The sequence below is a fragment of the Cellulomonas sp. P4_H12 genome (genome assembly GCF_056400905.1).
Window position 1 is genome coordinate 1 of the sequence record NZ_JBFUKJ010000027.1, and the last position, 20,126, is coordinate 20,126.

General features: G+C 74.2%; 18 protein-coding genes. 13 read left to right on the forward strand and 5 right to left on the reverse strand.

The window, feature by feature from the left end:
- The 3 genes from AC1DQC_RS15415 to hpaD all read left to right on the forward strand — a co-directional run.
- Positions 1 to 1,053: thiamine pyrophosphate-dependent enzyme (locus tag AC1DQC_RS15415; RefSeq protein WP_477052123.1), on the forward strand; the 1,053-nt coding region annotated here is incomplete at its 5' end.
- Positions 1,054 to 1,101: 48 nt separating this feature from the next.
- A complete protein-coding gene (gene hpaE, locus AC1DQC_RS15420) occupies positions 1,102 to 2,652 on the forward strand; it encodes a 5-carboxymethyl-2-hydroxymuconate semialdehyde dehydrogenase (protein ID WP_477052124.1) in 1,551 nt (516 codons plus the stop codon).
- A gap of 77 nt (positions 2,653 to 2,729) precedes the next feature.
- On the forward strand, positions 2,730 to 3,851 hold the full coding sequence (gene hpaD / locus AC1DQC_RS15425) for a 3,4-dihydroxyphenylacetate 2,3-dioxygenase (protein ID WP_477052177.1): 1,122 nt from the start codon (positions 2,730 to 2,732) through the stop codon (positions 3,849 to 3,851).
- 31 nt (positions 3,852 to 3,882) lie between these two features.
- Here hpaD and AC1DQC_RS15430 read toward each other — a convergent pair whose 3' ends face one another.
- Positions 3,883 to 5,124, reverse strand: a complete 1,242-nt coding sequence (locus AC1DQC_RS15430; protein ID WP_477052125.1) for an alpha/beta hydrolase — start codon at positions 5,122 to 5,124, stop codon at positions 3,883 to 3,885.
- Positions 5,125 to 5,502: 378 nt separating this feature from the next.
- Between AC1DQC_RS15430 and AC1DQC_RS15435 the strand changes: the two genes are divergently transcribed.
- The 6 genes from AC1DQC_RS15435 to AC1DQC_RS15460 are packed head-to-tail and all read left to right on the forward strand — an operon-like array spanning position 5,503 to position 11,139.
- Positions 5,503 to 6,849: an FAD-binding protein gene (locus AC1DQC_RS15435; protein ID WP_477052126.1), complete on the forward strand. Its 1,347-nt coding sequence runs from the start codon at positions 5,503 to 5,505 to the stop codon at positions 6,847 to 6,849.
- Complete coding sequence (locus AC1DQC_RS15440) at positions 6,849 to 7,697, forward strand: SDR family NAD(P)-dependent oxidoreductase (RefSeq protein ID WP_477052127.1); 849 nt, start codon at positions 6,849 to 6,851, stop codon at positions 7,695 to 7,697. The genes AC1DQC_RS15435 and AC1DQC_RS15440 overlap by 1 nt, the downstream gene beginning before the upstream one ends.
- Positions 7,698 to 7,735: 38 nt before the next feature.
- On the forward strand, positions 7,736 to 8,332 hold the full coding sequence (locus tag AC1DQC_RS15445) for an HAD-IB family hydrolase (protein WP_477052178.1): 597 nt from the start codon (positions 7,736 to 7,738) through the stop codon (positions 8,330 to 8,332).
- Positions 8,329 to 9,477: a phosphodiester glycosidase family protein gene (locus tag AC1DQC_RS15450; RefSeq protein ID WP_477052128.1), complete on the forward strand. Its 1,149-nt coding sequence runs from the start codon at positions 8,329 to 8,331 to the stop codon at positions 9,475 to 9,477. Before AC1DQC_RS15445 ends, AC1DQC_RS15450 begins: the two co-directional genes overlap by 4 nt.
- Before the next feature lie 23 nt (positions 9,478 to 9,500).
- Positions 9,501 to 10,436: a decaprenyl-phosphate phosphoribosyltransferase gene (locus AC1DQC_RS15455; protein WP_477052129.1), complete on the forward strand. Its 936-nt coding sequence runs from the start codon at positions 9,501 to 9,503 to the stop codon at positions 10,434 to 10,436.
- 25 nt (positions 10,437 to 10,461) lie between these two features.
- The gene (locus AC1DQC_RS15460; RefSeq protein ID WP_477052130.1) at positions 10,462 to 11,139 is read left to right on the forward strand and encodes a response regulator transcription factor; all 678 of its coding nucleotides are present in this window, start codon (positions 10,462 to 10,464) and stop codon (positions 11,137 to 11,139) included.
- Here AC1DQC_RS15460 and AC1DQC_RS15465 read toward each other — a convergent pair.
- Together AC1DQC_RS15465 and AC1DQC_RS15470 are read right to left on the reverse strand one after the other, a co-directional pair.
- Positions 11,112 to 12,527 (reverse strand): sensor histidine kinase, encoded by a 1,416-nt coding sequence (locus AC1DQC_RS15465; protein WP_477052131.1) that lies wholly within the window; start codon positions 12,525 to 12,527, stop codon positions 11,112 to 11,114. The two genes, AC1DQC_RS15460 and AC1DQC_RS15465, sit on opposite strands and share 28 nt — an antisense overlap.
- 123 nt (positions 12,528 to 12,650) lie before the next feature.
- Positions 12,651 to 13,943 carry a sensor histidine kinase gene (locus tag AC1DQC_RS15470; protein ID WP_477052132.1) on the reverse strand — a complete coding sequence of 431 codons (1,293 nt, stop codon included), beginning with the start codon at positions 13,941 to 13,943 and terminating at the stop codon, positions 12,651 to 12,653.
- Positions 13,944 to 14,105: 162 nt separating this feature from the next.
- Here AC1DQC_RS15470 and AC1DQC_RS15475 point away from each other — a divergent pair, with 162 nt between their 5' ends.
- From AC1DQC_RS15475 to AC1DQC_RS15490, 4 genes are read left to right on the forward strand one after another with little or no spacing between them, the layout of a single operon-like run.
- Positions 14,106 to 14,714, forward strand: a complete 609-nt coding sequence (locus tag AC1DQC_RS15475; protein ID WP_477052133.1) for a hypothetical protein — start codon at positions 14,106 to 14,108, stop codon at positions 14,712 to 14,714.
- A complete protein-coding gene (locus AC1DQC_RS15480) occupies positions 14,711 to 15,373 on the forward strand; it encodes an ABC transporter ATP-binding protein (RefSeq protein ID WP_477052134.1) in 663 nt (220 codons plus the stop codon). The genes AC1DQC_RS15475 and AC1DQC_RS15480 overlap by 4 nt, the downstream gene beginning before the upstream one ends.
- Complete coding sequence (locus AC1DQC_RS15485) at positions 15,370 to 16,047, forward strand: ABC transporter ATP-binding protein (RefSeq protein ID WP_477052135.1); 678 nt, start codon at positions 15,370 to 15,372, stop codon at positions 16,045 to 16,047. The genes AC1DQC_RS15480 and AC1DQC_RS15485 overlap by 4 nt, the downstream gene beginning before the upstream one ends.
- Positions 16,044 to 18,704 (forward strand): FtsX-like permease family protein, encoded by a 2,661-nt coding sequence (locus AC1DQC_RS15490; protein ID WP_477052136.1) that lies wholly within the window; start codon positions 16,044 to 16,046, stop codon positions 18,702 to 18,704. The genes AC1DQC_RS15485 and AC1DQC_RS15490 overlap by 4 nt, the downstream gene beginning before the upstream one ends.
- Positions 18,705 to 18,713: 9 nt before the next feature.
- Here the strand turns inward: AC1DQC_RS15490 and AC1DQC_RS15495 are convergent, their stop codons facing one another.
- Together AC1DQC_RS15495 and AC1DQC_RS15500 are read right to left on the reverse strand one after the other, a co-directional pair.
- Positions 18,714 to 19,436: a response regulator transcription factor gene (locus AC1DQC_RS15495; protein WP_477052137.1), complete on the reverse strand. Its 723-nt coding sequence runs from the start codon at positions 19,434 to 19,436 to the stop codon at positions 18,714 to 18,716.
- Positions 19,436 to 20,107 carry a phosphatase PAP2 family protein gene (locus AC1DQC_RS15500; protein WP_477052138.1) on the reverse strand — a complete coding sequence of 224 codons (672 nt, stop codon included), beginning with the start codon at positions 20,105 to 20,107 and terminating at the stop codon, positions 19,436 to 19,438. The genes AC1DQC_RS15495 and AC1DQC_RS15500 overlap by 1 nt, the downstream gene beginning before the upstream one ends.
- Positions 20,108 to 20,126: the final 19 nt, after the last annotated feature.

Below are 20,126 nucleotides of genomic sequence, written 5' to 3' on the forward strand. Positions count from 1 at the left end.
CGCCGCCCGCTGCTCCTCGCGGGCCGCGGCGCCTGGGTGGCCGGCGCGGGCGCCGTGCTCGGAGCGGTCGCCGACGCCACCGGCGCCCTGACGGCGACCACGGCGCTCGGGCGCGGGATCTTCCCCCGGACCGAGTTCGACCTCGGCGTCGCCGGCGGGTTCGGCGCCGAGGAGGCGATGGCCCTCGTGCGCGAGGCCGACGTCGCGGTCGTCGTGGGCGCCTCGCTCAACCAGTTCACGATGCGGTTCGGGGACCTGTTCGCCCCGGGGTGCCGGATCTTCCAGGTCGACGTCGCACCCGCGGCCACCCACCCCCACGTCGGCGGCTACGTCCGTGGCGACGCCGCGGTGGTCGCGCGGGCGATCCTCGACGAGCTCGAGGACGCCACGTCCAGCGGGTGGCGCGAGTCGGTCGACCTCACCGGCGTCCTGCGGCACGAGCCCGGCACGGGGATCGCCGCCGACGGACGGCTCGACCCCCGCTCCGCGGCGGCCCGGCTGGCGGAGCTGCTGCCCGAGGACCGCGTGGTCGTCTCCGACGGCGGGCACTTCCTGGGCTGGTCGAACATGTACTGGCCCGTCGCCGCACCGGACCGGATGGTCATGGTCGGCACGGCGTTCCAGGCGATCGGGCTCGGGTTCCCCAGCGTCGTCGGGGCGGCACTCGCCCGTCCCGAGGCCACCGTGGTCCTCACGACCGGCGACGGCGGCGGCCTCATGGCGCTGTCGGACCTCGAGTCGGCGGTGCGCGTGGCCGGGGGTCGCGGCATCGCGGTCGTGTGGAACGACGGCGCGTACAGCGCGGAGGTGCACCTCTACGGGCCGAAGGGGCTGGCGCGCGAACCGATGCTCATCCCGGAGGCGGACTTCGCCGGCGTGGCCACCGCGCTCGGCGCGCAGGGGGTCGCCGTCCGGTCGCTCGACGACCTCGAGGTGCTGACCGCGTGGTGCGCCCGCCCGGCGACCGACCGTCCGTTCCTCCTGCTCGACCTGCGGATCTCCGGCACGGTGATCGCGCCGTTCTGGGAGGAGATCTCCCGCGCCAGCGGCTGATCGCCCCGGCACGACACCGACGTCCTCACCACCTGAGAGAGGGAGCTCATGGCCCACGACAGGCAGGCTCCGGGCACGCCCGCCGACCTTCCCGAGCGCATCCAGCACTACATCGGCGGCGAGCACCTCGACTCGGCGGACGGCGCGACGTTCGAGGTCCTCGACCCGGTCACCAACGAGACGTACGTGCGCGCGGCGGCCGGCAAGGCGGCGGACGTCGACCGCGCCGTCGGGGCCGCGCGGCAGGCCTTCCAGGACGGCCCGTGGCCGCGCATGCTGCCGCGCGAGCGCTCGCGCGTGCTGCACCGCGTCGCGGACATCGTCGAGTCGCGCGACGCCCGGCTGGCCGAGCTCGAGAGCTTCGACTCCGGCCTGCCGATCACGCAGGCGCTCGGCCAGGCCCGCCGCGCCGCGGAGAACTTCCGGTTCTTCGCCGACCTCGTGGTCGCTCAGTCCGACGACGCCTTCAAGGTCCCCGGCCGGCAGCTCAACTACGTCAACCGCAAGCCGATCGGCGTCGCCGGGCTGATCACGCCGTGGAACACGCCGTTCATGCTGGAGTCCTGGAAGCTCGGACCCGCGCTCGCCACGGGCAACACGGTCGTGCTCAAGCCGGCGGAGTTCACGCCGCTCTCGGCGTCCCTGTGGGCCGGGATCTTCGAGGAGGCCGGCGTCCCGGCGGGCGTGTTCAACCTGGTCCACGGGCTGGGCGAGGAAGCCGGCGACGCGCTGGTCAAGCACCCGGACGTGCCGCTCATCTCGTTCACGGGCGAGAGCCGGACCGGGCAGCTCATCTTCGCCAACGCCGCGCCGGCCCTCAAGGGTCTGTCGATGGAGCTCGGTGGCAAGTCCCCCGCGGTCGTGTTCGCCGACGCCGACCTCGAGGCGGCGATCGACGCGACGATCTTCGGCGTCTTCTCCCTCAACGGCGAGCGGTGCACCGCGGGCAGCCGGATCCTCGTCCAGCGCGAGGTCTATGACGAGTTCGTCGAGCGGTACGCCGCCCAGGCGAGCCGCGTCGTCGTCGGCCCGCCGCACGAGGCGAGCACCGAGGTCGGTGCGCTCGTGCACCCCGAGCACTACGCCAAGGTCATGCGGTACATCGAGATCGGCAGGACCGAGGGGCGCCTGGTCGCCGGCGGCGGCCGGCCGGAGGGCTTCCCGACGGGCAACTACGTGGCCCCGACGGTCTTCGTCGACGTCCCCGCCGACGCCCGGATCTTCCAGGAGGAGATCTTCGGCCCGGTGGTCGCCATCACACCGTTCGACACCGACGAGGAGGCGCTCGCGCTGGCCAACGGCGTGAAGTACGGGCTCGCGGCCTACGTGTGGACCAACGACCTGCGTCGGGCGCACACCTTCGCCCAGGCCGTCGAGGCCGGCATGGTCTGGCTCAACAGCAACAACGTGCGCGACCTGCGCACCCCGTTCGGCGGCGTCAAGGCCTCCGGCCTGGGCCACGAGGGCGGGTACCGATCGATCGACTTCTACACGCACCAGCAGGCCGTGCACGTGACGCTCGGCGGGGCGCACAACCCGACGTTCGGGAAGGCGGCGCACCACCCGGCCACCGACCTGGACGATCCCGACCCCCGCTGACCGACGGCCCGACCACGAGAGGCAAGGACGCTGACGTGAGCGCGACCCCCATCACCCCCGACGGGCCCGAGCCCGTCGTGACCGCGGACGACCCGATCCGGTCCGCCCACCGGATCCCGACGCCGTCGTCGCCGCCGCCCGACATCCTGCGCGCCGCCTCGATGGAGCTCGTCGTCACCGACCTGGCGGCGTCGCGGCACTTCTACGTCGACGTCCTCGGGCTGGTGGTGACCGAGGAGGACGACGACGTCGTCTACCTGCGGAGCATGGAGGAGTTCATCCACCACAACCTCGTCCTGCGCGCGGGTCCGGTGGCAGCGGTCGCCGCCCTCTCCTTCCGGGTCCGCGCCCCCGAGGACCTCGACCGGGCGGTCGCGTTCTACGGCGAGCTCGGGTGCCGGGTCGAGCGGCGCGCCGACGGCTTCGTGAAGGGCCTCGGCGACACTGTCCGCGTGCAGGACCCGCTCGGGTTCCCGTACGAGTTCTTCCACGACGTCGAGCACGTCGAGCGGCTCGCCTGGCGCTACGACCTCTACACGCCCGGCACGCTCGTCCGCATCGACCACTTCAACCAGGTCACGCCCGACGTGCCGCGCGCCGTCGCCCACCTCGAGGACCTCGGGTTCCGGGTGACCGAGGACATCCAGGACGAGGCCGGCACCACCTACGCCGCGTGGATGCGCCGCAAGCCCACCGTGCACGACACCGCGATGACGGGCGGGAACGGCCCACGGCTGCACCACGTCGCCTTCGCCACCCACGAGAAGCACAACATCCTGGCGATCTGCGACAAGCTCGGCGCGATGCGCATGTCGGACCGGATCGAGCGCGGCCCCGGTCGGCACGGCGTGTCCAACGCCTTCTACCTCTACCTGCGCGACCCCGACGGGCACCGCATCGAGATCTACACGCAGGACTACTACACCGGCGACCCGGACAACCCCGTGGTCACGTGGGACGTGCACGACAACCAGCGCCGCGACTGGTGGGGCAACCCGGTGGTCCCCTCGTGGTACACCGAGGCGTCGCTGGTGCTCGACCTCGACGGCGTCCCGCAGCCCGTCGTCGCACGCACCGACACCAGCGAGATGGAGGTCACCATCGGCGCCGACGGGTTCTCCTACACCCGCAAGGGCGACGATCCCGCCGAGCTGCCCAGCTGGAAGCAGGGCGAGTACAAGCTCGGTCACCAGCTCTGACCGCCCGAGCGACGGGCTCCCGACCTGGGGTTCACGCTGGCTCGTGGACGACGGTCACCTCGGCGTGCCGGCGGGCCGCGGACTCCAGGCCGGAGGCGTCGCCGCTCGCCGCGGAGTCGAGGAACTCGACGACCAGCTCGGACGTGATCGACAAGACCAGCGGCCGGCGCAGGTGCCCGACGGGGATCAGCAGGCGCAGCGGGGCCGCGAGGTAGTACGCGTCGTAGTCGCTGAAGTCGAAGTGCCGGGCCGCCCCGATCGTGACGCACCAGGCGCTGCCACGACCGGCGGCGAGGAGAGCCCTCGCGGTCCTCGCGTCTGCCCGTTCCCCCGCGGTGGTCGGAGCACAGGTGCCCGTCACGCAGCCACGGTCACTGGCGATCAGCAGGAACGGTCTGTCGAGCCCCTCGCTGACCACGTCCCCGAACTGCGTGCCGTCCAGATCGACAGCACCGCGACACGACGGATCGGTGCGGCAGGCCTCGAGCGCCGCCGCTCCCCCGAACGAGTGCCCGACGTAGAACGTCGAGCCCGCCTCGACGTGCCCGGCGAACGGCACCTCGCCTGTCGAGCCGGCGGTCGCCGCCGCGAACTGGGCGTCGTCGACCCAGACCCGCAGCAAGCGGTCAGCCGTCCGCTCGGCGGCACCCTCGTGCAGGTCGTCGACGTCGAAGGCCCGGGGGTTGCCGGCGGCCGACGCTCGGACGATGCGGCCGTCGATGACGGTCAGGTTCGCGCTGTAGGTCGGCGTCGGAGCCACGACGACGTAGCCGTGGCTCGCGATCGACTCGGCCAGCACGGTGTACTGCGGGGCCGCCAGCCCGAGCCCCGGCTCGAGCACCACGACGGGGAAACGGCCCGCGGCCGGCGGCGCCGACGACGTCGAGTGGGTGCGGACACGGTCGAAGTCGCTCTGCCCGGCGCCGACGGGGAACGCGAGCTGTTGTTGCCGCCACAGCCCCGGGGCGTACGGCGCCGGGCGGCCGGACGCGTGCTCGGTCGGGTACCAGGCCCACACGGCGAGCGTCCGTGCGGGACCGGGGGCTCCCGGCGCCAGAGGGTCCCGACGAGCGGCGTCCGTCCACTGCGTCACGACCCGCCCGACTCTGAACGGCCCCGTGGGCTCGGGCAGCGTGAGAGGCCGACGCGCCTGCACGACGGCGACGCCGGCGCACCCGACGGCGGCGACCGCGCTGACGACGGCGAGGACCGCCACGGACAGCCACAGCCCGCGATGTCGACGGAGTCGGTCGGCCACGGACAGCCGTGCCACCAGCACGCTCCTTCCCGGCGCGGTCTTCGCGGATGCCTCGGCCGGAACCCGAGGCCGCCGCCGTGCGCCGTGCGCCGTGCGCCGTGCGCCGTGGTCGATCCTGCCCCCTCTCGGCCGTCCCTGACGGCGACCCGCGGCCGCGTCCCGTCCCTGACCATTCCGCGACGACGTTCGACGCCGACCCCCTACCGCCGGGATCACCGGCCTGAGCGATGTGGCGTGACGCTCTCAGTCGATTCTCAAGAGCGCAGTCCTACGGTCGCGGCCAGCGCTGATCCGACGAGCGGAAGTGCAGGTGGCGGTGCCGTGGCGACGACAACCACAGAGCCGAGGCAAATGCCGGAGCGGATCTCGAACTTCGGGCGGAGCCTGACGTCGTTGAGCACGCGGTCGACGGCGGGCACGGACGAGGAGTGGGAGCGCACCGTCAGAGACGCCGGCCCGCGCGGGCTCACGGTCCGTGGCGCCGGGCAGAGCTACTCGGACGCGGCGCTGAACAGTGCCGGTCGCGTGGTCTCCGCGCCGCACGGGGGCGTCGGCACCGTGCACGTGGCGCCCACCCCGCGCTCGGCCGACGGACTCGGAGGCGCGTGGGTCGACGTCGGCGCCGGCGTCACCCTGCGCGAGGTGCTGCGGGCCGTCGTGCCGCAGGGCTGGACCCTGCCGGTGCTCCCCGGTACGGCGCTGGCCACCGTCGGCGGGGCGGTCGCCGCGGACGTCCACGGCAAGAACCACGGCTCGCGCGGGTCGTTCGGTCTGCATGTCCGACGGCTGGTCCTGCGGTCGCCGGCGAACGGCGACCTGGTGATCGGTCCCGACGCCCAACCCGCCGCGTTCTGGGCGACGATCGGCGGCCTGGGCCTGACCGGACTGATCAGCGAGGTCAGGCTGGACCTCGAGCCGATCACCAGCAGCCGCATGGTGGTGGACGACACGGTCTGCGCCAGCCTCGACGCCGTGCTGCACCGTCTGCTGGCCGAGCGACGCCCCGGCGCGCACGCGGTCGCGTGGCTCGACGGTCATGCCCGCGGCACCGCCACCGGCCGAGGGATCGTCACCGTCGCCCATCACGTCCGCTTCGACGACCTGTCGCCGGCGGACCGGCTGCGCCCGCTCGACTACGGGGCCACGAGCTTGCCCGGCCGGTGGCCGCTCCCGACGAACCTCGTGCGACCGTCGCTCGTCCGGGCCGCCAACGCAGTGCGATTCCGGCGCGCGCGCAGCGACGTCCACCCGCGGACCCGCGCCATCGCCACGGTGCTGCACCCGCTCGACTCCCTCGCGGCATGGCCCACCGCCTACGGCAGAGACGGCTTCGTCCAGTACCAGGTCGCCGTGCCCGACGGGCGGGAGGACCTCCTGGGCACGGCCCTCAGCACGCTGTCCGCGGCGGGCTGCCCCCCGTCGCTGGCCGTGCTCAAGCGGTTCGGGGCGGCGTCACCCGCGCCGCTGTCGTTCCCGTTGCCGGGCTGGACGCTGGCGCTGGACTTCCCCGCGGCGGCGGGTCGTCACGCCCGGGCCGCACTCGACGCCCTCGACACCGGGATCGCCGGCGCGGGTGGGCGGCTCTACCTGGCCAAGGACTCGCGGATGCGCCGTGAGCTCCTCCCCGCGATGTACCCGCGCCTCGACGAGTGGCGCGCGGAGCGCGACCGGCTGGACCCCAACGGCGTGCTGACGTCCGACCTCGACCGGCGCCTGGACCTGACGGGGCGGTCCCGCTGATGCTGAACTCGCTCGGACAGCCCGACACTGTCCTGCTGGTCGGCGGGGCGTCGGACATCGCCGTCGCGACGGCCCTCGAGTGGGCTCGCGACCGGCCCGTGCGCCTGGTCCTCGCGGCGCGGCCGGGTGCCCACCGCGACGCGGCGGTCGCATGCCTGACCGCCGCAGGCGCACGCGTGGAGGTCGTGCACCTCGACGCCTCCGTGCCCGTGGCGACGGCGGCGGACATCGACCGCGTCTTCGACCTGTGGGAGATCGACGTGGCGCTGGTCGCGCAGGGCGTGCTCCCCGACCAGGAGGCGCTCGAGCGCGACCCGAGCCTGGCGGCGGAGGTCGGCGCCACCAACTACACGTCCGCCGTGGTGGTCGGCCTGCAGCTCGCGCGCCGCATGCGCGAGCAGGGCCATGGGGTGATCGTCGCGATGTCGTCGATCGCCGCCGTGCGACCGCGTGCCGACAACTWCGTCTACGGSTCCACCAAGGCCGGCCTCGACGSCTTCTTCTCCGGTCTGGGCCAACGGCTGCGCAGGACGGGAGTGCGCGTCGTGGTGGTCCGACCGGGGTTCGTCCGCACGCGGATGACCGCGGGCCGTCCGCCGGCGCCGTTCGCCGTCGAGCGGGAGGACGTCGCGCGGGCGATCACCGCGGCCGTGGCATCGGGTGCCCGCGCGGCGTCGGTGCCCTCGCAGCTGCGAGCCGCCTCCTGGGTGCTGCGGCTCGCGCCCGATGCCCTGGTCGCCCGGCTCGCGCCGGCCGGCGACGTGCCACAGGATCTCTCAGGCTCCTCTTCTGATCGTGCTGCGAGCGTCGGACATCGGCCCAGCATCGTGAGCAGGAGGACCAGGTGACGACACGGCAGAGCCACCCCGGTGAGCGACGGCTAGTGGTGTGGAATCTCGACCGGACCCTCACGCGGTCGGACACCTTGATCCCCTTCCTGCGAGCGGTCGCGGGTCCCGCGTGGACCCGGGTGAGCGCGCAGGTCGCCGGTGACGTCGCCGTGCACGGGGGGCGGCGCAGCCAGCTCAAGGACTCGCTCCTGCGGCGTACGCTCGCGGGCCGGTCGGTCCGGAAGGTCGACGCCGTCGGGAACGCCTTCGCCCGATGGGTCGTGGCCGAGGGGTGCCGGGCCGACGCTCTCGCCCGGTGGGACTGGCACCTGCGCCGCGGGGACCTGCTCGCCATCGCGTCGGCCTCCCCCGCGCTGTACGTCCGCTCGGTGGCCGACCTGCTCGGCACGGACCTCGTGGTCGCCACCGAGCTCGCCGTGGACGGCGGGCGGTTCACCGGCGAGCGGTCCGGGCCCAACTGCCGCGGCGGCGAGAAGGCCCGTCGGATCGGCGAGCTCGTCGAGGACCGGAAGCCGGACACCGTCTGGGCCTACAGCGACAGCGTGAGCGACCGCACCCTGCTCTCGCTCGCCGACTTCCCCGTCCGCGTGCACCCCTGGCGCCGGCTCGACGACCTGGCGGTGGCGGGATGATCGACACCGAGGCCCCACCGGCCGCCCCGCGGCCGCCGGCGCGGCGGCGCGCCCGTCGGCCGTGGCTCCGCCGCACAGTCGCCGCGCTCGTCACCGTCGTCCTCGTGTCGACGTTCGTCTCGTACGTCGGAGCCCTGATCGCACCGGGGCAGGCCGACTGGCAGGACCGTTCCGTCGGGTGGGTGCGGGACCACGGCGGCAACGGGATCGTGAACAGGATCGAGAACTGGTGGTACTCCCGGCACGCACCCGCGGGCGGAGCGCCCGACCCCGCCGCGCTGCCCAGCTGGAGCACGGGGGACACATCCGCCGCCGGCTCGACGCCTCCGGCCGTGACGCCGGTGCCGGGCGTCCCGCCGCTGCAGGGCGTCGGACGGTGGGTGGCCGGACGCACCGACCGGAGCGGCGCTCCCGCACTCTGGACCACGTTCGTGCGACCGGACAGCGCGCACACGAGCGTCGTGGCGGCGATCGCGTGGGCCCCCCGCGGCAGCACGGTCGCGCACTTCTCGTCAGGAACGGTCGAGCCCGTGCCGGGGCCGACGGAGGCCGCCCGCGTGCCGGCCGCCGCCGTGCCCGACCTGGTCGCGACGTTCAACTCCGGGTGGAAGTCGAAGGACATCGTCGGCGGCGCCTACCTGGCGGGCACCACCCTGCTCCCCTTGGTCGACGGCCAGGCCTCCGTCGTGATCGACGACATCGGGGCGCTGGAGGTGGGTGCCTGGGGTCGCGACGTGACGATGAGCGCGCAGGTCCAGGCGGTGCGCCAGAACCTCGAGCTCATCGTCGACGGCGGGCAGGTGGTCGGCGGGCTCACGTCGAACCGCGACGGCCGGTGGGGCAGCAGCCTCAACCAGCTGCAGTACACCTGGCGCTCGGGCCTGGGTGTCGACGCGGGCGGGAACACCATCTACGTGGCCGGCGACGGCCTGACGCTGCAGACCCTGGCCGTCGCCCTGCACGCGGCCGGTGCGCAACGCGCCATGGAGCTGGACATCCATCCCGGCAAGGTCATGTTCGCGTCGTGGTCGCCCAGCCCGTCGGGCGTGATGCACCCGGAGAAGCTCCTGCCCACCATGCCGTCCGTGGCCGACCGCTACCTGGTTCCCGACCAGCGCGACTTCTTCTACCTCACGGTCCGCTGACCACCGCACGACCGAGGAGCACCATGACACTCGTCGGCACCACTGCCCAGGAGCCGGTACCCGGCGCCGCCGTCCGACGCGGCCGGCTGCCGTCGACGCCGGGCGCCGTGCTCGAGGCGGCGCGACCGCAACAGTGGCTCAAGAATGTGCTCGTGCTCGCCCCTGCGGCCGCCGCCGGCACCCTGCTGCAGCCGTCGGTCGCCGTCACCGCGCTGAGCACGACGGCGATCTTCGTCGTGGCGTCGGCGGGGGTGTACCTGGTCAACGACGCGCGCGATGTTGCCGCCGACCGCCTCCATCCGACGAAGTCGCGGCGCCCGGTCGCCTCGGGCCGGCTGGCCCCGAGGACGGCCACCCGGGTGGGTCTCACGGCAGCCGTGCTGGCCCTGGTCGCGGCGGGGTCGCAGGGCCCGATGGTGCTGGCAGCCGTGCTCGCGTACCTCGCCCTCACCACGGCGTACAGCCTCGGCCTCAAGCGCGTCGCCGTCGTCGACATCCTCGTCGTCGCCCTGGGCTTCGTCCTGCGGACCGTCGGCGGTGCGGTGGCGACCGGGGTCTCCCTGTCCAGCTGGTTCCTCCTGGTGGCACTCTTCGGCTCGCTGTTCCTGGTGACGGCGAAGCGGTTGGCGGAGGTCGTCCGCACCGACGCGCCGAACGACGCCCGCGCCGTCCTGAGCTCCTACCCGGTGTCGTGGCTGCAGCAGGTGGTGACCCTCTCGCTCACCGCCACGGTGGTCACCTACGCGACGTGGGCGCTGCAGTACCGCGGCCTCGACGTCGCGATGCCGGCGCTCGCCGCCTCCGTCGCGCCGTTCCTCGCGGTCCTGCTGCGCTACAGCCTGCTCGTTGCGCAGGGCGACGGCGAGGAGCCCGAGCGCCTGCTCACGCACGACCGGCTGCTGCTCGTCGTGGCCTCGATGTGGGCGGTCCTGGTCGGCGCCGCTCTGTACCTCGCGTGACGACCGCCGACCGGGAGTCCCTCGCATGAGAGTCCTGCTCGTCGAGGACGAGGTGCCCCTGGCCGACGCCGTCGGCCGGGCGCTGCTCGCGGAGGGCTTCAACGTGCAGGCCGTGCACAACGGCGAGGACGGCCTGTGGGCCGCCACCGAGGGCACCTACGACGCGATCGTGCTGGACATCATGCTGCCGCGCCTGAGCGGCTACCGCGTGGTCGAGCTCCTGCGCGAGAGGTCGGTGTGGACGCCGGTGCTGATGCTCACGGCGAAGGACGGCGAGTACGACCAGGCCGACGCGTTCGACCTCGGCGCCGACGACTACCTGACCAAGCCCTTCTCGATCGTCGTGCTGGTGGCACGGCTGCGCGCCCTCGTGCGTCGCGGGGCGCCGGCCAGGCCGGCGGTCCTGAGCGCCGGCGGCCTGCGTCTCGACCCGGCCAGGCGCACGGTGGTCCGCGGCGAGACCCCGATCCGCCTCACCGCCCGGGAGTACGGCCTGCTCGAGTACCTCATGCGGCACAGCGGCGACGTCATGACCAAGTTCCAGATCCTCGAGGCGGTCTGGGACGTCAACTACGACGGGGACCCCAACGTGGTCGAGGTGTACATCGGGTACCTGCGGCGCAAGGTGGACGCGCCCTTCGGGTGCCGGTCGATCCAGACGGTCCGCGGGCTCGGCTACCGGCTGGCCGTCGACGAGGCATGAGCGAGCGGGTCGTCGACGGGGGGCGCTGCCATGGCGGGCAGCACCAGCCGGAACCGCGCACCGGCCGCTCCGAGGGAACCCCACGCGGCAGGCTCGACGACGGTCAGGTCACCGCCGGCCGCTCGGGCCACACCGCGCGCGATCGGCAGGCCGAGACCGGTGCCCCCGGTGCCGCGCGCGCGGCTCGCATCGATGCGGAAGAACCTGTCGAAGACCCGCTCCCGCAGGGCCTCCGGGATTCCCGGGCCGTCGTCGCTGATCTCCAGGACCGCGACGCCCGCCTCCGCGCGCAGGCGCAGGCGCACCGCCGAGCGCGCGTGGGTCGCCGCGTTGTCGGCCACGTTCCGCACCGCTCGCGCGAGGTGAGCCGGGTCGCCGGCCACGCGCACGGACCGGATGTCGAGCTCGACCCGGAGGTCCGTGATCTGGCGGAGCCGCTGCGCCTCCCCGGCCACGACGTCGTCGAGGTCGACGTCCTCCGCCACCCGGGCGCTCACTGTCTCGTCGCTGCGGGCCAGCTCCAGCAGGTCGCCGACCAGCTGCTCGAGCCTCGCCCCCTCCGTCAGGATGACCTCCGTCGCCGTCGGCCACGCCAGAGTCTCCGGATGCGACCTCGCGACCTCGGCCGTCGCGCGGATCGTCGTCAGTGGGCTGCGCAGCTCGTGCGAGGCATCCGCCACGAACTGACGCTGGCTCGCCGCCGCGCGCGCGAGCCGGTCGAGCATGAGGTTCATCGTCTCGGCCAGGCGTTGGATCTCGTCGTCGGACGCGGGCACGGGCACGTGCTCGTCCAGGTCGCGCGCGGACACCTCGCTGACCCGCCGGCGGATCGACTCCACGGGCGCCAGGGCTCGGCCGGCCATCCAGTACGTGATCCCACCCGTGATGACGAGCACGAGCGGGATGCCGGCGAGCAGCAGCGCGACGGTGGTGTCGGTCGTCCGGGACACGGTCTCCAGGCTCTGCGCGGCGATCACCGTCACCGGGCCGTCGGGCGTCTCGACGGCCGACGCGACGACCACGTAGGGCTCCGCCTCGTCGAACGGCACCCGGCCGATCTGCCGGACCACCCGGTGCCCGGGGCGCGGGTGCGCGTCCCAGAGGGGCGGGTCGCCGGCGATCGCGGGCGAGGAGGCACGGACGCGGCCCACCGCGTCGACCACCTGGAGCAGAGCGCGGTCACCGAGGCTGCTGCTCACCTGAGTGAGGTCGGCGGCGTCCGGACCGTCGTCGGAGACCTGCCCGGCGAGCTGCTCGGACTGCTGGTCCGCCAGCTGGGTCAGACCGCTGACGAGCTGCTCGCGCTGCACGACGACCAGCGCCGCGGCCCCAGCGAACAGCGTGATCGCGACGACCGCCGTGGCGATCAGCGCCGTGCGGACCTGCACGCGGCGGAACCACCGCCGGCCGTGCCCTGACACGATCCCCGCTCGCCTCCCCTCGCGCCGTGCAGCAGCCCGGCGCGTCCATGCGCTCACTGTGGCTCCCGGTTCCTGAGGAGCGCCTGAGTGTCAGTTCGTGGCGCGCGGGGCGAACAGGGTCACGGTCGTCGGTCGACGGGCCGTGAGGACGACTCGCCCTCGCGCCTGCGTGGCGAGCCGCTGCGCCATGGGGAGGCCGATCCCGTGACCGCCGTCCGGACCGTCGATGCCGGTCAGGGGCCACGGCCCGACGAACTCGCCTTCGTCGAGCACGTCCACGGCGACGACGTCATGCGACGTCTCCCCGCTGATCGCCTCCCGCAGCCGTACTGTCACCGCGCCCGACCCGTGGCGCTCAGCGTTCTCCACGAGCACCTGGAGCACGTGCCGGACACCCTCGGCGGCCATCGCGACCCGCCACGGACGGTCGTCGTCGATCTCGAGCAGCAGCCGCCGTCCGTTCTCCGCCAACGGTCCCGTCCAGTGCTCCGCCCCTCGCCGAAGCTCGGCAGCCACGTCGGTGGAGCCGCCGGTCGCGGCGGAGCGGGCGAGATCCAGCAGGTCGCGGATGCTCTGGTCGAGGTCCGCGACGTCGCGGACCGCAGCCGCAGCGGCGCGGCGCAGCTCCTCCGGGTCTCCGTCGATCGCCTCCTCGAGCCCCCACCGCACCCGCGTCAGCGGCGTCCGCAGCTGGTGAGAGGCCTCCGCCGCGAACGCGCGCTCCCGGGTCAGTGCCTCGTCCACAGCGGCAGCCGAGGCGTTCACGCCGAGGGCGACCTCGTCGAGCTCGACGATGCCCGAGACGTGCGCCCGTGCCCGCAGGTCGCCCTGGGCGTGGGCTCGCGACACGGCGGCGAGCTCGGCGACCGGCCGGCTCAGCCGCCGGGCCGCACGACGGGCCACCAGCCAGGCCACGACGAGCGCCAGCGCCGCTGCGGTCAGGATGGCGCCCACCGCGAGCGCCGTCCGCCGCGTCACGGCACCCGCTGCACCCGCTGCCCGGCTCGCACCGATGACCCGCTCGGCGTCGCGCACCGGCACCGCGACGACCGTCCGACCGCCCACCATCGCGTCGCTCGTGTGCCCGGCCAGCGCGGACCGCGTCGCGGCGTCCGCCTGGGCAGGCCCAGCACCCGCCACCCGGGCACCACCGGTGCCGTAGACACCGAGCTCGACCCCGACGGGGACCCGCGGCAGCTCGAGGGCGTCGTCGCGACCGAGCGCGCTGTTGACCTGGCCGGCGCCGAGCAGCGCCGTGCGCTCGAGCCGCGCGACCTCGTCGGCGCGGAGCAGACCGGCCGCGGCGATCGCCAACGGCAGGCCGAGCACCACGAGCGCGACCGTGGTCACGACGAGGGCGAGCCTGACGATCCGGTGCTGCACGGCTCTCCTACCGCAGACGTCGATGCTGGCGACGACGATAGCTCCGGTCCGCGACGGCCCGGCGGCTCGCGGTGCACGTTAACCGTCCGCTTGCCCGGCCCGCACCGTGCGTTGGCCGGTCCGCTCCTAGCGTCGAGGAACACCTCGAACCCGGGAGCCACGATGCACACCACCCTCCGGACGGGCCGGTCGGCCCGCCGACTCGCCGCCCTCTGCCTCGTCGGTGCCGTCGCCCTGGGCGCGTGCAGCTCCCCGGCGTCGTCCGGCTCGTCCCAGTCGGTGACGCCGGGCGGAGCCGAGGTGAACCCGGCCGGCGACATCCCCGACAACCAGGTGTTCGTCGCCTACACGGACCCGTCCGGGGCGTTCACCGTCAAGGTGCCGGAGGGCTGGGCGTCCTCGGAGGCCGGCGGTGCGGTCACCTACACGGACAAGCTGAACTCGATCCGCATCGAGTCCTCGAGCACACCGGCGGCGCCGACGGTCGCCTCGGTCACGGCCGAGCTCCCGACCATCGCGTCGTCGACGCCGGGATACGTGGCAGGTGACGTCACCGAGGTCACGCGGTCAGCCGGCCCCGGCGTCCTGGCGACCTATGAGGGCGACGCCGCCGCGGACCCTGTGACGGGCAAGGTCGTGCACGACGCGTTCGAGCGGTACGAGTTCTGGCACGCGGGCGAGCTGGTCGTGCTCACGCTGTCGGGACCGGTCGGCGCGGACAACGTCGACCCCTGGAAGATCGTCACCGACTCGCTGACGTGGCCGGCATGACGCCCCCGGCGCTCGCCGCCCACGACCTCTACAAGTTCTACCGGGCGGGGGACGAGGAGACGCGGGCGCTGCGCGGCGTCAGCCTCACCGTCGATGCCGGCGAGATCGTCGCCGTGACCGGTCCGTCCGGCTCCGGCAAGTCCACCCTGCTCGCCTGCCTCGCCGGCCTCGAGGAGCCGACCGGCGGCGAGGTACGGCTGCACGGCGCCAGGATCAGCCATCGACCGGAGACCGAGCGCTCGCGCCTGCGGGCCCAGCACCTCGGGATGCTCTGGCAGGCGTCGAACCTGGTCGGGCACCTGACGGTCCGCGAGAACGTCCGTCTCGTGCAGACGCTCGGGCCGGGTGTCCACCGCTCCGTCGAGGCGCTCCTGGCGTCCCTCGGGATCGACCACCGGGCGTCGGCGCTCCCCCACGAGCTGTCGGGCGGCGAGGCGGCGCGCGCCGGCCTGGCTGTCGCGCTGGCGGGCTCGCCGACGATCCTGCTGGCCGACGAGCCGACCGGCGAGCTCGACTCCGACTCCGAAGGTCGGGTGCTGCACCTCCTGCGCGAGCTGGCTCGAGCAGGCAGCGCGGTCGTCGTCGTCAGCCACAGCCCCCGCGTGGCCGCCGTCGCCGGGCGCGTGGTGCCGCTCGTCGACGGGCAGGTGGCGGCATGAGCGTCGTCGTCTGCACGGACGTCGCCCGCACCTTCGGCGCCGGCCACACCGCCGTCGTCGCGGTCCATGCGGCGAGCCTCACCGTCGGCCGCGGCGAACGGGTCGCCCTGCTCGGCCCCTCCGGCTCCGGCAAGTCCACCCTGCTGCACCTCATGGCGGGCATCGAGCGGCCCACCACCGGCACGGTCTCGTGGCCGGAGCTCACCCTGCACCAGGACGGCGGTCGCCCGGCGGCCGGCCAGCTGGGTCTCGTCTTCCAGGGCCCCAGCCTCCTGCCGCCGCTGGACGTGCGCGAGAACGTCGCGCTCCCCCTCCTCCTGGCCGGCATCGACGAGCTCGAGGCGGCGCGGCGTGCCGACGAGGCGATGGACCTCGTCGGCGTCGCGGACCTCGCCGCACAGCTGCCCGAGGAGCTGTCCGGCGGCCAGGCGCAGCGCGTGGCCATCGCGCGGGTCGTCGCCATGCGCCCGGGTCTCGTGCTGGCCGACGAGCCGACCGGACAGCTCGACCACCCGACCGCGAGCCACGTCCTCGACGTGCTCGACGCAGCCGCCGCGCAGATCGGCGCAGCCGTCGTCCTCACCACGCACGACCCCGCGGTCGCGGACCGGTTCAGCACCCGGTGGACCATGCGCGACGGACGGCTCGCCGTCCCGGACGAGGCGCGCGCATGACCGGCGTGTGGCTCCGCGGCCTGCTGCGCCGCCGCTTCGGCTCGATCCTCGCGGCCGCGACCGGTGTCGGGGTCGCCGTGGCCCTCCTGGCGTGCCTGGGCAGCTTCCTGTCCGCTTCCAAGGCCACGATGACGGCCCGAGCGGCCAGTGGGGTCGATGTCGACTGGCAGGTCCAGGTGGCCGCGGGCGCTGTCCCGGCCGCGGTCGAGGCCGCCGTGCGGGACGAGCCGGGCACGCGCGCGACGTCCGTCGTGACCTTCGCCGGGACGCCCGGCCTCACGGCGACGACGGGCGGCACCACCCAGACCACGGGCCCCGGCAAGGTCGTCGGTGTCTCCGCCGACTACGCCACCACGTTCCCCGGTGAGGTCAGGCTGCTCACCGGCGACACGACAGGTGCCCTGCTCGCCCAGCAGACCGCCGCGAACCTCCACGCCGGACCGGGCGACGAGGTCGTCATCGCGCGCGCGGGCCTCGACCCCGTGTCCGTCCGGGTGTCGGGTGTCATCGAGCTGCCGCTCGCGGACTCGCTGTTCCAGACCGTGGGCGCACCGCCGGGCAGCGGCGCGACCGCTCCGCCGGACAACGTGCTCGTGCTGCCCGACACCGTGTTCGCCGACGTCATGGCCCCCGTCGCCGCCGCCCACCCCGAGGAGCTGAGCGCCCAGGTCCACGCCCGACGGTCGCACGCCCTCCCGGCCGACCCCGCGGCGGCGTACGCCGCCGCCACGGGAGCCGCGCACCACATGGACGTCGCGCTCGCCGGAGCCGGACAGGTGGGTGACAACCTGGGGGCCACCCTCGACGCCGCCCGACAGGACGCCCTCTACGCGCAGGCGCTGTTCCTCTTCCTCGGCCTGCCGGGCGCCGTCCTCGCCGGCCTGCTCACCTCGACGATCGCCGGGACGGGTGCGACGCGTCGGTCCCAGGAGCAGGCCCTGCTGCGCACCCGGGGCGCCTCCCTGCCCGACCTGACCAGGCTGGCGGCCGTCGAGGCCGCCGCGGTCGGCGTGGTCGGTGGCGCGCTGGGTCTTGCCACGAGCGCGCTCGTCGGGCGGCTCTTCTTCGGCTCCTGGGGGTTCGGCGGCGGCAGGGCGGCATGGGCGTGGACGGCGCTCGCCGTCCTGACCGGCCTCACGGTCGCCACCCTCACGATCCTGCTTCCCGCGCGCCGAGCGGCCAGGGGCCAGACCGTGGCGAGCGGCCGTGCGGCGACCGGGCGCGCCACCCGCCCACGCTGGATGCGCTGGTGGCTCGACGTCCTCCTCCTCGTCGGCGCAGGCACGGTCGTGTGGTTCACGCGCTCCTCCGGCTACGCGCTCGTCCTGGCCCCCGAAGGGGTTCCCCAGCTCTCGGTGAGCTACTGGGTGTTCGCCGGCCCGGCACTGCTCTGGGCGGGCGCAGCCCTTCTGACCTGGCGCCTCGTCGACCTCCTCCTGACCCGCGGCCGGCCGCTGCTGATCCGCGCGCTGCGCCCGAGCGCCGGGCCGCTCGCCCGCACCGTCGCCGCGACGCTGGCCCGCCAGCGCCGGCCGGTCGCGAACGCCGTCGTCCTGCTGACCCTCGCGCTGTCCTTCGCCGCGTCGACGGCGACGTTCAACGCCACCTACCGGCAGCAGGCCGAGGTGGACGCGCAGCTGACCAACGGCGCCGACGTCACGGTGACCGAGTCCCCCGGCGCCGAGGTCGGACCGGCCGAGGCGGCGCGCCTCGCGGCCGTCCCGGGCGTGCGGGCCGCGGAGCCGCTGCAGCACCGGTACGCCTACGTCGGATCGGACCTCCAGGACCTGTACGGGGTGCGGCCCGGCTCGATCGCCGACGCCGTCCACCTGCAGGACACCTGGTTCCGCGGCGGGTCGGCCCGCGACCTCATGGCCACCCTCGCGGCACGGCCCGACAACCTGCTGGTGAGCGCCGAGACCGTGACGGACTTCCAGCTGCACCCGGGCGACCTGATCCGCCTCCGCCTCGTCGACGCCCGGACGAAGTCGTTGGTCACCGTGCCGTTCCACTACGCGGGGGTGGCACTGGAGTTCCCGACGGCACCGCGGGACAGCTTCCTCGTCGCGAACGCGGACTACGTGGCCCAGCAGACCGGGAGCGACGCGGTCGGGACATTCCTGCTCGACACGGGCGGGTCCCACCAGCACGTCGTGGCTGATCGCGTGCGCACGGTGGTCGGGACGGACGGACAGGTCACCGACCTCGGCTCGACCCGAGCCCTGATCGGCTCGAGCCTGACCGCCGTGGACCTGAGCGGCCTGACGCGCGTGGAGCTGAGCTTCGCCGTCGTCCTGGCCGCGGCCGCGGGCGGGCTCGTGCTCGCTCTCGCGCTGAGCGAGCGACGCCGCACCTTCGCCCTGGCGTCGGCCCTGGGTGCGTCGCGCCGACAGCTGCGTGCGTTCGTCCTGGCGGAGGCCGGCGTGGTCATCAGCGCCGGCCTGATCATGGGTGCCTTGGTGGGCTGGGCCCTGTCGCGGATGCTCGTGCAGGTCCTCAACGGGGTGTTCGACCCGCCGCCGGACGCGCTCGCGGTCCCGTGGGGGTACCTCGCGGCGACGGTCGCCGTGACGGTCGCCGCCATCGTGGCGGCCTGCGTCTGGTTCGCCTCGCGCGTCACGGCACGGACGAGTGCGGCGGACCTGCGCTCGGTCTGACGCCGGTCCTCAGGACGGCGTCGGCACGGGGTCGAGGCGGTACCCGCGGCCGCGGACGGTCGTGATCGCCGGGACGGTGACGTCAGGACCGTCCGCGGCCGCGAGCTTGCGCCGCACGGCGGCGACGTGCACGTCCAGCGTCTTCGTCGAGCCGAACCAGTTCTCGTCCCACACGTCGGCGATCAGTCTCTCGCGCGTGACGACGACACCGGGTTCCGCCGCGAGCCGGGCGACGAGGTCGAACTCCTTCGGGCGCAGCCGGATCTCGACCCCGCCCAGGTACACGCGGCGCGCGCCCAGGTCGACCTCCAGAGCTCCGAGCGCCACGTGCTGCGGAGCGGACCCCAGCAGCGTCGCATTCTCGGCGACGGGCATCCGACGGACGTGCGCGCGGACGCGCGCCAGGAGCTCCGTGAGGCCCACCGGCTTGACCAGGTAGTCGTCCGCGCCCGCCTCCAGGCCCACGACGACGTCCATCTCGTCGCCCCGTGCGGTGAGGATCACGATCACGGCGGACTCGCAGGACAGGCGCACCGCCCGGCACACCTCGACGCCGTCCAGGTCGGGCAGGCCGAGATCGAGCAGGACGACGTCGGGCCGTGCCGCCCGGGCCTCGACGACCGCCGACGTCCCGGTCCGCAGCCACGTCACCTCGTGCCCGTTGGCCTGCAGCGCACGTCGCAGGGGCGCACCGACCCCCTCGTCGTCCTCGACGACCAGGACCTTGGCCACTACCGACCCGGCTCGACGCGCTCGGCACGGCCCGCGGCAGACGTGGCGAACCGGGCCAGCACGGGCGCGAACGCGGGTGCCGACAGCAGGGCGCCACGCAGGTACCTGTGCCAGAGCCCGGTCAGCAGCACGATCGCCGCACCCGCGACGAGGACGGAGCCGATGACGTCGCCGAGGTAGTGCACCCCGAGGTAGAGACGTGACGCCGCCACGAGCACCACGGCGACGGCACCGACGACCGCGACGGGACGCGCTCGTGCCGTACCGCGGACGAGGAACCACGCCGCGACGGCCGCGGACACGGTGTAGGCCACATGGCCGCTGGGGTAGCTGGTCGCTCCGGTCTCCGGCGCGAGCGAGTGGACGATGTCGATCGGCGGACGTTCGCGTCCGACGACGGCCTTCACGACGAGGGCGGCGCCCCACCCCACCGCGACGACCAGGGCGGTCGACACGGCAGCCACCGGCCGGCGCCGCCACACCACCAGCAGTCCCGTCCACAGGAGCACCGTGGCGACAGCCACCGCGGGCGACGCCAGGAAGCTGATACCGAGCATCAGCGGCGTCAGCACGGCGGAGCGGAGGTCGTCGGCGATCGCCACGTCGATCGCCAGCCCGTACGGCTGGAGCCACGCGGTGTCCGCGGCGGCGAAGCCCAGAAGGAGAGCCATCACCCCCAGGGTGGCAGAC